Genomic DNA, 13,233 nt, shown 5'->3' with positions numbered 1-13,233 from the left:
GGTGAGCGCGAGAGGGCAAAGCCCTCTCGCATCAAGCGACCAACGTGCCGCCCGAATACACCGCGAGCGGCGCCGCGCGTGTCACCACCGCCTCCGCCACGCAGCTCGCGCCCAGCAGCACCAGATCGGCGCGATCCCCCACCGCCAGCCCGTACTCCGCGAAGCCGCAGGCCCGCGCGCCGTTGAAGGTCACGGCCTCCAGCGCCAGCGCCACATCCTCATCCCGCCGCAGCTCGTATTTCAGCGCCACCATCGCGGCGCGGGCCAGCATGTCCGGCGCATTGTGCGGGCTCCAGGTGTCGCGGATATTGTCATTGCCCGCGAAGAGCGTGACGCCCAATTCCCGCGCGCGCTTCAAGGGCGGCACGGCGCGGGACGGCGGCACCGAGGTGCACAACGCCACCCCCGCCTCCGCCAGCTGCGCCAGCAGCGCATCCGCCCGCGGCGCCGCCACATCGCCCAGCGCGAAGCCATGGCTGATGATGACGCGCCCCTGCATGCCCAGCGCCCGCGCGCGTTCGGCGATCAGCTCCATGCTGAAGGCGCCCAGCTCACCCGGCTCATGCAGATGGATATCCACCGGCTTGCCGTGCCGCGACGCCAGCTTGAAGACGATGTCCAGATGCCGCACCGGATCGCGATCGATCAGCGAGGGGTCCAGCCCACCCACCACGTCGCAGCCCAGGCGCAGCGCCGTATCCAGCCAATCCTCCACGCCCGGCATGCGCAGGATGCCCGATTGCGGGAAGGCGACGAGCTGGATCTCGATCCGCCCGCGCATCTCGGCCCGCAGCGCCAGCAGCTTCTCGACATGGGTGAGGCGGCTCTCCTCATCCACATCCACATGGCTGCGCAGCCGCGTGGTGCCAGCGGCCAGATGCGCCTCGCACAGTGCGCGGCCCTCGCGCATCGCATCCATGCCGATGGCGCGGCGCGTCGCCTTCTCATTGTTGATGCGATCCATCAGCGAGGGGCCGACCTCATTGCGCCACCAAGGCTGGCCCCAGAGCGTCTTGTCCAGATGGCAATGGCCTTCCACCAGCCCCGGCAACAGCAGGCGCGGCGCGTCATGCCGCGCGCTCGGCGTCAGCGCCGCAATGCGCCCCTCCGCCACATGCAGGTCCACCGCGGGCCCGCCGAGCGGGCTGACGTGCTCCAGGATCATGCCATCACCCAATCGCGAAACAGCGCGAGATCAATGTTCCCGCCGCACAGGATCGTCGCCACGCGCTTGCCGCGCATCCGCTCGCGCTCCTGCATCAGTGCCGCGAAGGGCGCGGCGCCGGCGCCTTCGGCCAGGTTGTGCGTGTCCGTCCAATAGGCGCGGATGGCGTCGCGCACCTCGTCATCCGTGACGGTGACGACGCGCGCAGCCCCCTTCAGGATCATCTCCAGCGCGGCCGGGTCGGGGATGCGCGTCGCCATGCCATCGGCCTTGGTGATCGCGCTCGGCGTCTCGATCACATGCCCGGCCGCGAAGCTCCGCGCATAGGCATCGGCACCCGTGGATTGCACGCCGATGATCTCGGTCTTCAGCCCCAGCAGGTCCCGCGCCATGATGCAGCCGCAGATGCCCGAGCCGAGGCCGATCGGCACATAGAGCGCATCGAGCGGCGGCGCGGCGCGGAACAGCTCCAGCGCATAGGTGGCCACGCCGCGCACCAGGTCCGGCGCGAAGGAGGGCGCGAAATCCAGCCCGTGCTCGGCCGCGTAATCCCGCGCGAATTGCCGCGCCACGTCAAAATCCGCGCCGTGCTCGATGAGCGTCGCACCTTGCGCGCGCATGGCGGCGTTCTTCTCGGTGGAATTGCCGATGGGCACCACGATGGTGACGGGAATGTCCGCTTTCGCCCCCGCATAGGCCAGCGACTGCCCGTGATTGCCACGCGTGGCGCTGACCACGCCCTTGGAGCGCAGCGTCTCGAAATAGGTCAGCCCGCCGCGCAGCTTGAAGGCGCCGGTGGGCGTGTGGTTCTCATGCTTGACCCAGACCTCGCATCCGGCGCGTTGCGCCAGCAGCGGCCAGGCATATTGCGGCGTGGCAGGAAAATGCCGCCGGATCAGGGCTTCGGCGGCTTCGAGCGCGGGGAGAGTGAACATGCCCGCAGGCTAGAGGGGCAGGGCGGCGAGGGAAAGCGAAGACCGAAGAGGAACCAGACCGCCCCGCGAGGATCCGGCCGCAAATGCGGCCGGCGCGCCCGGCGCATGAGGGCAAAAAAACGGCTCGCACCCTCCGAGGATGCGAGCCGAATAGGCGAGCCGGAACGCTTCAGCGTTCCGAAGCCAAGCGGCCGGAGGCCGCGCCCGGCGCCTGAGGGCACCAAAAAGACTCAGCAAACGCTACTGCGTTTGCTGGATAGCGCTCAGCATCCAGGGGCCGCCCTGCACGCGGACGAAGGTCCAGAGCTCCGTCTGCTCCTGCCGCGCATTGGGGTTGCCCTCGGTGATGGCGCCCGTCTTCAGGTCGCGCGTCCAATCCACCAGCGACATGCGCATGGCGACCGTCGCGTAGTCCCGCGCGCCTTCGTTCCAGGCCTCGGCCAGGTCGCCCTGCTCGAGCTTCACGTCGCGCGTCTCGTTCTTCCAGCCGCGCTGGGCCAGCGCCGCGTAGTCGTCGCGGAAATACTGCACCATCTCCGGCGTCGCGAGGCGCGAGAGGGCGGCGATGTCCTCGCGCGACCAGGCGGCGTTGATCTCGATGAGGCTGCGCTCGAAGGCCTGGAAGTCGGCCGCCTGCACACCGATCTCATCCACCGGCTGCGCCGGGCCACGGCCCATACCGCCACCACCCATCATGGTGCGCTGCTCGGGCTGCGCCTCGCGCATCATGCCGTTCGGCACGCCGGCCGGCGCCGGCTGCTGCCGGAAGCGGCGGAACAGCGCCATGGCGAGGAACACCAGACCCGCGATCAGCGCCAGCTGCAGCATGAAGCCCAGGATGCCGGCGAGGCTGCCGAGGCCCGAGAAGAAGCCGCCACCGGCCAGCAGGCCGAAGAGGCCCGCGCCGAGCAGGCCGCCCATCAGCCCCGCCATCATCGGGTTGCGCGCGAAGAAGCCACCCGGCGCGGCGGCCGGGCGGGCCGCGGCGGCCCCGGGCGCACCGGCCGTCGCAGGCGCGGAGGGCTGCGTGGCCGTGCGCTCCATCGGGCGCGCCGGCTGCGGCGCGGTGTTCGTCGGCGGCGGCGCCTGATAGGTCCGCGCGCCCCGGCTGCCCGAGGAGGAGCGGCCGCCCGGCGCGGCCTCGGCCAGGGCCGGCGCCAGCACGAAGGCGGCGGCGGCCAGAAGGGTCAGAAAGCGTGCAGTGCGGCGCATGTTCGTGGCAACTCCCGGAGGAAACCTGTCTTTCCTGCAATATAGGGGCAAGGAACCCGGATTGCGAGGCTCTTCGCATCCCCCCATGCTGAAACCCATTGCAACAGGAGGCGTTGATGGCTTGGCGAAACATCCTGGCGGGGGCGGCGCTGGCCGCGACCCTCACGCTTCCAGCGCTCGCGCAGACGCAGCCGCCGCGCATCTTCCGCATGGCGACCAGCGTGGATGCCGCCACACTCGACCCGCACGCCACCAACGCGCTCTTCACCTTCCTCGTCGTCTCCCAGGTCTATGAGAGCCTGACGCATCGCGGCGACGACCTGCGCGTGCATCCCGGCCTCGCCACCGCCTGGCGTCAGGTGGAGCCCACGCGCTGGCGCTTCACGCTGCGCCCCGGCGTGAAATTCGCGGGCGGCGAGGATTTCACCGCCGATGACGTGGTCTTCAGCATCACCCGCGCGCTGGCGCCGACCAGCAACTACGGCATCTTCGTGGACACGGTGCTCCGCGCCGAAGCGGTGGACGAGCTGACGGTGGACATCGTCACCCGCGTGCCCGACGCCGTGATCCCGGACAAGATGACGCGCGTGCTCATCATGGATCGCGGCTGGTCCGAGGCGAACCGCAGCACCGTGCCGCAGAACTTCGCCCAGCGCGAGGAAATCCCGGCGGTGCGCATGGCGAACGGCACCGGCCCCTTCGTGATCCGCTCGCGCGAGGTGGATCAGCGGACCATCATGGTGCGCAACCCGAACTGGTGGGGCATCGCCGCCGGCGTGGCGCCGGCCGGCAACATCACCGAATACCACCACATCACCCTGGGTTCGGACGCGACGCGTGTCGCCGCCCTGCTCTCGGGCGAGGTGGACATGGTGCATGTGGTGCCGGTGCAGGATGTGGCGCGCATCCGCGCCAATCCGCGCCTGCGCGTGCTGGAGGGGCAGGAGAACCGCACCGTCTGGCTCGGCTTCCGCCAGGATGTGGATGAGCTGCCCGGCAGCGACATCCGCGGCCGCAACCCCTTCAAGGACCTGCGCGTCCGCCAGGCCGTGGCGCATGCCATCGATGTCGAGGCGCTCCGCCGCGCCACCCTGCGCGGCCAGGCCGTGCCCACCGGCTCCATGTGGACGCAATTCGTGAATGGCTGGGACGCCTCCACCGATGCGCGCCTGCCGCTGGACCGCGACCGCTCCCGCCGCCTGCTGGCCGAGGCCGGCTATCCGCAGGGCTTCTCCGTGCCGCTCGACTGCCCCGTCGGCACCTATGACGAGGCCTGCCAGGCCATCGCCGCCATGCTCAACCAGGTGGGCATCCGCGTGACGCTGGCGCTGCACCCGAACGCGGTCTTCACCCAGCGCATCCGCCGCCAGGAAACGGCCTTCTACGCGCTCTCCTGGGGCGTGCCGACCTTCGATGCCAGCTACACGCTGCGCGCCATCATGGCCTCGCGCTCCATCGGCGGCGCCGCCACCTGGAACATGGGCGGCTATTCCAATCCGGCCTTCGACGCGCTGCTGCCGCGCATCGACAATGAGGGCGATCCGGCCGCGCGCCGCGCGCTGATGATCGAGGCGCACAAGCTGCACAACGCCGATCTCGGCCATGTGCCGCTCTATCACATGATGATCCCCTGGGCGCATCGCCAGGGCATCCAGATGCAGCACCGCGCGGACAACCAGTTCCAGGTGCGCGAGATCAAGGTGGATTGATGCGCGCGATCGTGAAGCGCGCCGCGGAGCTCCGCGGCTTCCGCATCGCGCCCGGCGACAGCAATTACTTCGCCTGCCTGCTGGACCCGCTGGCCGATGGCGCGGCCTTCACCCTGGTGGTGGAAGTCTTCGCCCCCGGCGGCGCCACGCCGCCCAACACGCATCGCGCGGCGCAGGAGGCCTTCTTCGTCCTGCGCGGCACGGGTCGTGCGCGGGCGGGCGACACCTGGCAGGAGATCGGCCCCGGTGACACGCTGCTGCTGCCGCCCGGCATCGAGCACGTGGTGGAAAACCCCGGCCCCGGAAAGCTCTATTGCCTGACGCTGATGGTGCCCGACGAGGATTTCGCGGCGCTCATCCGCGCCGGCATTCCCGTTGAACTGGATGCGGAGGACATCGCGGTCCTCACCGGCCGCTAGCTTCAAGCTCCGTCAGCAGCCGCCGCCCGGCCGCATCGTCCAGCCCCAGCGCGAAGGCCTGGCGCAGCGCGGCCACCGCCTCGGCGCGCCGGCCCAGCTCCGCCAGCGCCACGCCGCGCCCCAGATACAGCGCGGGCACCCCGGCGGTGAGCGCGATGGCCGCGTCATAGGCCGCCAGCGCCTCCTCCCATTGCCCGAGGCGCGCATGGACCGTGCCCTTCGCGTGATGCGGCCGGTGATCCGTCGCATCCAGGGCGATGGCTCGCGCCAGGGCCTGCAGCGCATCCGGCGTGCGGCCCATCGCGGCCAGGGCCTCGCCGCGCCCGGTATGCCCATCGGCCAGGTGCGGCGCGAGGCGCAGCGCCGTCTCGAAGGATGCGAGGGCCGCCGCATCCTCGTTCTGCCGCAGCAGCGTGTGGCCCATCCCCGCATGCGCCGGCGCATAGGTCGGATCGAGCGCCACGGCCCGCCGCGCGACGGAAGCCGCCTCCGCCAGCCGCCCCATGAAGCGCAGGATGCGCGCCTCCTCGATCAGCCCGTCGCGATCGTCATCATCCAGGCGCTGCGCTGTCCGCGCCGCCGCCAGCGCCTCCTCATACCGGCCCAGCTCGCGCAGCAGGACGGCCGAGGAGAGATGCGCCCAGGGCGAGTTCGGATCGAGCGCCAGGCCGCGCGCCTGCGCCTCCAGCGCGCCCTGCCGGTCGCCCAGGGCGCGCAGCGCCAGCGCACGGCCATAATGCGCCGAGGCGCGCGGCGGCCCCTGCTCCATCACCAGGTCCAGCAACTCCAGCGCGCGCGCGGCATGGCCCGAACGCACCAGCGAGCGCGCGAAGAGGAAGTCGATCGTCGCCACCGCATCGGCATCCTCGACGCGGCGTCGCAGCAACAGCAGACGGTCGCGGATCTCCTCCTCCTCCGCATCCGTCTCGGCGATGTACCAGGCATAGAGCCGAGGGGCGACGACGCGCCAAACCTCGGGCGCGGCGCGCAGCAGCAGCGGGTCCGCCCCCTCGGCCGCGGGCCCTTCCACATCGGCGATCACGCCATGCCCGGCGAGGCGCAGGCGCAGGCGCATCCTGTCGCCCGCCACGATGATCTCGCCCGAGAGCTTGCGCTCCGGCCAGCCCAGCAGGTTGCGCAGCAGCGCCGCCAGCCCGCGCAGCGAAAGCCCGGCGGCAGGGATGTTCAGATCGGGCTCGGAACCCTCCAGCTCCGCGCTCGGCCGGTGCAGCGTCTCGGTGCGGACGGCATGCGCCGTGGCGTTGATCGCATCCAGCAGCCGCCGTGCGGCGACCGCGCCCGAAAGCCCGCTGTCGGAGAGACTCGTGGGCACGGCGATTTCGGAAATCTCGATGGGCTGGCGCGCCGCCTCGCGCACCACCATCACCACGGCCAGCACCGCGAGAACCAGCGGCAGCGTGCCCAGCAGCAGCCTCTGGCCGAACTCCCAAAAGGCGACGGCGCGGTTCCATCCGCGCCGGATCAGCCCCGGCGGGCGGGCTTCGGCGGCGGGCGTTTCATCGGCATCCATGCCCGCCAGGAAAGCGCCCTAGCCGGCGGCCTGCAAGCGCCCGCGCCGCGCCCATTGCACGCCCAGCAGCACGGCGCCGATGGCGAGGCCCACCCAATGCGGGGCGGGTATGGCGTCCGCCACCACCACCTCGATGATCGCGGGGAAGACCATGAGCAGGCCGCCCAGCGCCATCAGCCAGCGCTCCACCGCGTTCATCGCGGTGATGGCGTAGCCCTGGCAGGCCGAGGAGAGGGCGGCGAGGCCGAGGGTCGCGAAGAACACCTGCTCCACCACATCCATCCAGTCCATGCCCGGCAGCATGTTCAGCAGCAGGCCGACACCCTGCGGGTCCGTCACGAAGACGAAGGGCAGCACGAAGGCGGGCAGGGTGTATTTCCAGGCCATCAGCGTCGTGCGGTAGGGCCCGGCGCCGGTGATCGCCGCCGCGGCGAAGGGAGAGAGCGCGGTGGGCGGCGAAACCTCGGAGAGCACCGCATAGTAGAAGACGAACATATGCGCGGCATAATCCGGCACGCCCAGCTTCATCAGCGCGGGCGCGGCCACCACGGCGCAGATGATGTAGCTGGCCGTCACCGGCACCGCGAGGCCGACGACCCAGACGATCAGCGCCGTGTAGATCGCCGTGATGATGAGCGAACCGCCCGCCGCCTGGATCGCGATGTCGGAGAATTTCAGCCCGAGGCCGGTCAGCGTGATGCAGCCCACGATGATGCCCGCACAGGCGCAGGTGGCGGCGATGCCGATCGCCTGCTCGGAGCCCGCCGCCAGCGTGCGGATCAGCTTCATGGGATAGAGCGCATGCTCGCGCGAGAGGAAGGAGAGCGCGACCGCGAGGCCCATGGCGTAGAGCACCGAGAGCGTCGCCGAATACCCCATCGCCATGAAGACGATGATCGCGATCAGGCTGGTGAAGTGGTACCAGCCGCGCCTGAACATCGCGCCGACCTTTTCGACCTGCATCGGCACGTCATCCTTGCCGCCGCCGGCCGCGCGGATGCGCCGCTGGTCCAGCTCCACCATGAAGAGCAGCGAGGCGTAGAAGAGGCAGGTCGGGATCACCGCCATCAGCAGCACGTCGAGGTAGCTGATCTTCAGATACTCGGCGATCAGGAAGGCGGCCGCCCCCATGATGGGCGGCGAGATGATGGCGCCGAGGCCACCGGCGGCCAGCAGCCCGCCCGCGTCATGCGGCGTATAGCCCACGCGCTTCATCATCGGCCAGGCGACGGTGCCGATGGTGACGGTGGTGGCGACGCCCGAACCGGACGGCCCACCCAGCAGGAAGGCCGAGAGCACGACGGTGCGCCCCGCGCTGGAAGGCTTGCCGCCCGTGGCCGCGAAGGAGAAATCCACGAAATACTTGCCCGCACCCGTCGCGCCCAGGATCGCGCCGTAGATGGTGAAGAGGATGATCAGCGTGGCGCTGACATCCACCGCCGTGCCGAAGATGCCCTCCAGCGTGATGGAGATATGCGGGATCAGCCGCTCCTCGTCATAGCCGCGATGCGTCCAGGGGGCGGGGAGGTGGTTGCCGTAGAAGGCGTAGAGCAGGAAGGCGATGGCGACGACGGGCATGATCCAGCCCGTGCAGCGCCGCGTGACTTCCAGCACCAGCGCGATGAGCATCCAGCCCACCACGATGTCCATCGGCTCGGGGAAGATGATGCGGTCCTGCAGGTCATCGCCGCCGGAGATCAGGTACCAGGTGACGTAGATGCCGGCCGCCACCAGCGCCCAGTCCCAGGGCAGGAAGCGGTCGCGGAAGCGGCGCGCGACAGGGAACAGGAAGAAGCCCAGCACCATGGTGAAGCCCACATGCGCGAAGCGCAGCGTGGTGGTGGGAACGATGCTCCAGGCCGCATAGAGGTGGAACAGCGACATGGCGAGCGCCAGGCCCACCGCCACCACGCCCAGCGCGCCGGTAAAGCGGTTCATCACCCCCTCTTCGGACTCGATCAGCTTCTCGACGCGGGCGGCGGTGGCCGCATCCATGCTGTTCGGGTCGATCTCGGGCGGCAGGGAGCTCTGGGACATGGCGGATACTCAGATGGCTAGAGCATGATGCGTTGAGGCGGAATCGCCGAAACGCTGAATCATCCTCTCAACAAAGGTGAGACCGCTGTGCGGTCTCAAGAGAAACGGCCGGGTGGCGACACCCGGCCGTGAGGCGAAGCCGTCTGCCGGGCTCAGCCCAGCGTGGCGCCGGCATTGCGCCAGAAGGCCTCGGCCGCCGGGTGCCAGGGCACGCCCGCCGCCGCCGTCTTCTGCTGCGCGAGCGTGAAGTCGCGCGCGGCGGAATGCACGCGCGCCCAGTCCTCGCGGTTCTGCCAGAGGATGGTCAGCATCTGCGTCACCAGCGCCGGCGCCGCATCCTCGCGCACGGCGAGGATGTTCGCGACCGAGAGCTGGTTGTTCGGCGCGTTCTGGCCGGGATAGGTGCCAGGCGCGATGGTCTCGGCGAAATAGACCGGGCCATGCTCGCGCACGATCGGGTCCAGGAACTCGGCATGGTCGATCAGCACCAGCTGCGTGCCCGGCGTGGCCGCGAGGTCGGTGATGGCCGAGGTCGGCACGCCCGAGACGAAGAAATAGGCGTCGATCTTGCCGTCGCGGATCGCATTGGTGCTCTCGGCCGGGGAGAGGCGCTCACGGCCGCGGAAATCGCGGTTGATGTCGAGGCCGGCGGCCTGGATCAGGCGCAGCGCGAACAGCTCGGTGGCCGAGGCGGGCGCGCCGGTCGAAATCCGCTTGCCGCGCAGGTCCGCCATGGTGCGGATGTTGCGGTCCGCCGTCGTCACCACCTGCATGCGGTTGGTGTAGAGCACGGCGATGGCGCGCGTGGGCACCACGCGGCCACGGAAGGGGCCGGCGCCGCGCACGCTGTCCACCGCCGCATCCACCTGGCCGAAGACCAGCTGCGCGCGGTTGGCACCGAGCAGTTGGAAATTCGCGGTGGAGCCGGCCGTCACCTCGGCCGTGGCGGAAACGCCCGGAATGCCGCGCGTCAGGTAGTTCGCGAGCGCGCCGCCCAGCGGGTAATAGACGCCGCCCGTGGTGCCGGTGGCGATGGCGATCTGCTGGGCCGCCTGGGCATGAGCCTGATGGGGGGCGAGCTGCGGCGCGGCCAGAAGGCCAAGGCCGGCACCCAGGGCGGTGCGGCGGGAAAGCTGGGTCATGAAATCATCCTCCGGCGGGTTTGTTTTCTGGACACGCGAATAGGGGCAACCGCGTCCAAACGCAAAGGGGTTGCGCTGCCTCAAGGCGAAAGCGGCCCTCACGCTGCATTCTTTGCATCAGGAGGATCGCAACGTGACCCAATTGACCGCCCGAGACCTGATGACCCCCGACGTCGTCTCCGTGCCGCCCGAGACGCCCGTCCTCGCCGTGGCGCGCCTGCTCTCCGAGCGCGGCATCAGCGCCGTGCCGGTGCTGGGCGCCCATGGCGAGGTGCTGGGCGTGGTGACGGAAGCCGACCTGATCCGCCGCCTGGCCGGCCAGGAGGATCCGAAGCCCGGCTGGTTCGCCAGCCTCTTCGTGGACCCCGCCGCCGAGGCCGAGCGCTACGCCCGGACGCATGGCGTCCGCGCGCAGGACATCATGACCGAAACGGCGCTGACCGTGGGGGAGGCCGACACCGCCGCGCACATCGCCCATTTGATGGAGGAGCGGAACATTCGCCGCGTCCTCGTCGTCACCGATGGCCGCCTGCGCGGCATCGTCAGCCGCGCCGACCTGCTGCGCGCCCTGGTGGCGCCCATGCCGGAGGAGGGCGAGTTCAGCGACAGCCGCCTGCGCAGCGCCGTCATCGCCGCCATGCGCAAGCAGCCCTGGGCCGATAGCTTCTACACGCTGGTGGATGTGAAAGACGGCGTCGTCACCTTCCACGGCTTCATGCGCGACGAAGGCGTGCGCCGCGGCCTGCGCGTGCTGGCCGAGGCCATTCCGGGCGTGAAGGGCGTCAAGGACGAGACGCAACCCATGCCCAACTACATCTTCGCCGGGGTGTGACCCCCGGCGCCGGACCCGCCCGTGCTTATCGCGGCGCGGGGCCCGGGCAATCGGGCAGGAAGGCGTTCGCCACGCTCCAGGCATCGGGCAGCCGGCTCAACTGGTTGATCTGGCCCGGCACCCGCAGCACGCCGATCAGCGCATCCACAGGCTGATAGGAGGTCATGGTGAAGGTCTGCGAAGGTGGATCCCAGCGCGCACCCACCGGGAAATTGCCGCCCAGCACCGGGCGCACCGTGAGCCGCACGGTGCCGGCGGACTGGTTCTGAAACTGCGCGCGATAGCTGACGAGGGTGTGGTCCGCCCTCACATCCGGCACCGCATAGGCCTGATACACCACCAGCCGGCTCACCGTGGCCGGCGGCACCGGCGGGAAGGGCAGCATGGCGACACAGATCTCGCGCTGCTGCGCGGCGGCCGGCAGGGTCACGCCCGCCACCCCCGCCAGGGCCAGGGCGGCCAGGACAATCCTTGAAGTTTTCATGGGCTCGTTTCCTTCACCGGTCGCGGGACTGCGCCGCGGTGGCGAGGACAGCAGGCGCCGCCTTCGCCCGCAACACCAATCGTTTCGGCCAATGCCCGACATCGGCGCCGCCCCAGGGAGGAGATGAAACCCTCGTCATGTCATGTGTTTCACATGGCGGCAGCCCACCCGGGCAGTGCTACCGTTTCTCCGGCGATTTCAATCGCCTAAGGACGATATAACATCACGGAGGAAACGGCCCATGAAGGCCCAGTCACGTGGCTTGCTGTCACGTCGCGCGCTTTTCGCGTGCTTCGCCTGTGGTTCCGCCCATCTGGGCCTGCAGGCCAATCCGGTCTCCGCGCAGGGGGCCGGGCAGAGCTGGTCGCCCCCGCCCGCCGCGCAGCGCTGCCCCTCCCGCTGGGGGCCCAATGATCGCCGCGGCTCGATGAACCTGCTGACGCCCGATCGCATCCGCAACGCCGCTTCCATGATCCGCGAGGGGCGCAAGATCGAGATGGGCCATGTGCTCAGCACCAACATGCCCTTCTTCGGCACGCGCCGCTTCGACATCCACCAGAAGCAGACCTTCTGGAACCCGCAGGCGAACAATCGCGGCTCGAACGAGGAGCTGGTGATCAGCGAGATCGGCCAGGTCGGCACGCAGTTCGACGGCTTTCCGCACCAGACCATCGGCAACGAGGTCTATAACTGCGTGGACCTGCCCTCCATCATGTCCCGCACCGGCTTCACCCAGATGGGGATCGAGACGGTCGGCACCATCATGACGCGCGGCGTGCTGATCGACGTCGCCGGCCTCAAGGGCGTGCAGACCCTGCCCGACACCTATGAGATCACGGTGGCCGACCTCGAACAGGCGCTGAACCGCCAGCGCGTGGAGCTTCGCGAGGGCGACGCGATGATCATCAACACCGGCTGGGGCCATCTCTATGGCCGCGAGAATGCGCGCTACGTGGCCGGCTGCCCGGGCATCGGCGTGGCGGCGGCCGAATGGCTGATCGCGAAGAACCCCATGCTGCTGGGCGCCGACAATTGGCCGGTGGAGGTGGCGCCATCGAAGACCATGCCCAGCGCCTCGCTGCCCGTGCACCAGATCGCGCTGGTGGTGAATGGCGTGCATCTGCTGGAGAACATGAACCTGGCGGAGATCGTCGCCTCCGGCCGCAACGAGTTCTGCTTCATGATGCAGCCGCTGCGCGCCCAGGGCTTCACCGGCAGCACCGTCTCGCCCGCCGCGCTGTTCTGAGGCGGCCATCCTGCCCGGGGGGACCACCCCGGGCAGGACCCCACGCCGGCAGACGACGCGGCAATTCACGAGGCGCACCGTGGGGCCATTGCCAGGGGCCGCGTCATGGGCGCGCGCCACGGTCGTCACATTGAGCTGGCTGTTGCTGCCCGTCCCGAACCGCAGATTCGAGATGACGCCCTGCGCGCCAAGCTGGACCGGCTGCGTCGGGCCGCCCGTCAGGGTCACATGGCTGGGGAAGCTGGTGAACTGCACCTCCGCGGCGACCGCCGCATGCGTCGCGTTCCGCAGGAAGATGAAATCGTCGAAGGCGCTGCCATTGGCCTGCTGATAGACCGCGTCGATGAACACGCGGCCGTTGCAGGCGGTGGGCGCCTGCGCGCGCGCCTGCTGCGCGGGGAAGGCGAGGGCGCTGGCCATCAGGGCCGCGGCAATCATGCTCCGGGACAAGGGCGTTTCTCCGGGCGGCGGCGCACCAGGATGGCTCCGTCCGTGCCGGGCAGCCTGGCCAAGCCCCGGGT

At 69.9% G+C, this 13,233-nt stretch carries 11 protein-coding genes; 4 read left to right on the top strand and 7 right to left on the bottom strand.

All coding sequences use genetic code 11. The features are described from left to right. Positions 1–31: 31 nt before the first annotated feature. The 3 genes from KTR66_RS14555 to KTR66_RS14545 form a co-directional block, all read right to left on the bottom strand. Positions 32–1,165, bottom strand: coding sequence for an amidohydrolase family protein (locus KTR66_RS14555; RefSeq protein ID WP_249732137.1), 1,134 nt, complete (start codon positions 1,163–1,165; stop codon positions 32–34). Further along, positions 1,162–2,100, bottom strand: a complete 939-nt coding sequence (locus KTR66_RS14550) for a threonine dehydratase (RefSeq protein ID WP_213613618.1) — start codon at positions 2,098–2,100, stop codon at positions 1,162–1,164. Before KTR66_RS14550 ends, KTR66_RS14555 begins: the two co-directional genes overlap by 4 nt. Before the next feature lie 240 nt (positions 2,101–2,340). Then, positions 2,341–3,312, bottom strand: coding sequence for a TIM44-like domain-containing protein (locus KTR66_RS14545; protein ID WP_213613616.1), 972 nt, complete (start codon positions 3,310–3,312; stop codon positions 2,341–2,343). A 116-nt stretch (positions 3,313–3,428) separates the two neighbouring features. Here KTR66_RS14545 and KTR66_RS14540 point away from each other — a divergent pair, with 116 nt between their 5' ends. Both KTR66_RS14540 and KTR66_RS14535 read left to right on the top strand, forming a co-directional pair. Beyond that, a complete protein-coding gene (locus KTR66_RS14540) occupies positions 3,429–5,021 on the top strand; it encodes an ABC transporter substrate-binding protein (protein ID WP_213613614.1) in 1,593 nt (530 codons plus the stop codon). Continuing rightward, positions 5,021–5,440 carry a cupin domain-containing protein gene (locus KTR66_RS14535; RefSeq protein ID WP_213613612.1) on the top strand — a complete coding sequence of 140 codons (420 nt, stop codon included), beginning with the start codon at positions 5,021–5,023 and terminating at the stop codon, positions 5,438–5,440. Before KTR66_RS14540 ends, KTR66_RS14535 begins: the two co-directional genes overlap by 1 nt. Here the strand turns inward: KTR66_RS14535 and KTR66_RS14530 are convergent. From KTR66_RS14530 to KTR66_RS14520, 3 genes are all read right to left on the bottom strand, one after another. Continuing rightward, complete coding sequence (locus tag KTR66_RS14530; protein WP_213613610.1) at positions 5,427–6,971, bottom strand: tetratricopeptide repeat protein; 1,545 nt, start codon at positions 6,969–6,971, stop codon at positions 5,427–5,429. The genes KTR66_RS14535 and KTR66_RS14530 overlap by 14 nt on opposite strands. Positions 6,972–6,989: 18 nt before the next feature. Continuing rightward, positions 6,990–9,008, bottom strand: coding sequence for a TRAP transporter fused permease subunit (locus tag KTR66_RS14525; protein WP_213613608.1), 2,019 nt, complete (start codon positions 9,006–9,008; stop codon positions 6,990–6,992). A 152-nt stretch (positions 9,009–9,160) separates the two neighbouring features. After that, positions 9,161–10,150 carry a TAXI family TRAP transporter solute-binding subunit gene (locus KTR66_RS14520; protein ID WP_213613606.1) on the bottom strand — a complete coding sequence of 330 codons (990 nt, stop codon included), beginning with the start codon at positions 10,148–10,150 and terminating at the stop codon, positions 9,161–9,163. A 133-nt stretch (positions 10,151–10,283) separates the two neighbouring features. Here KTR66_RS14520 and KTR66_RS14515 point away from each other — a divergent pair, with 133 nt between their 5' ends. Continuing rightward, positions 10,284–10,982 carry a CBS domain-containing protein gene (locus KTR66_RS14515; protein WP_371819134.1) on the top strand — a complete coding sequence of 233 codons (699 nt, stop codon included), beginning with the start codon at positions 10,284–10,286 and terminating at the stop codon, positions 10,980–10,982. 25 nt (positions 10,983–11,007) lie between these two features. On the opposite strand, the gene KTR66_RS14510 is transcribed toward KTR66_RS14515, so the two are convergent. Beyond that, complete coding sequence (locus KTR66_RS14510) at positions 11,008–11,466, bottom strand: hypothetical protein (protein ID WP_213613604.1); 459 nt, start codon at positions 11,464–11,466, stop codon at positions 11,008–11,010. Positions 11,467–11,707: 241 nt separating this feature from the next. On the opposite strand from KTR66_RS14510, the gene KTR66_RS14505 reads away from it, so the two are divergent. Beyond that, on the top strand, positions 11,708–12,712 hold the full coding sequence (locus tag KTR66_RS14505) for a cyclase family protein (RefSeq protein WP_213613602.1): 1,005 nt from the start codon (positions 11,708–11,710) through the stop codon (positions 12,710–12,712). Positions 12,713–13,233: the final 521 nt, after the last annotated feature.

Source organism: Roseococcus sp. SDR, assembly GCF_019083995.1.
Classification (GTDB): Bacteria; Pseudomonadota; Alphaproteobacteria; order Acetobacterales; family Acetobacteraceae; genus Roseococcus.
This window is presented reverse-complemented; position numbering and strand designations above follow the sequence as displayed.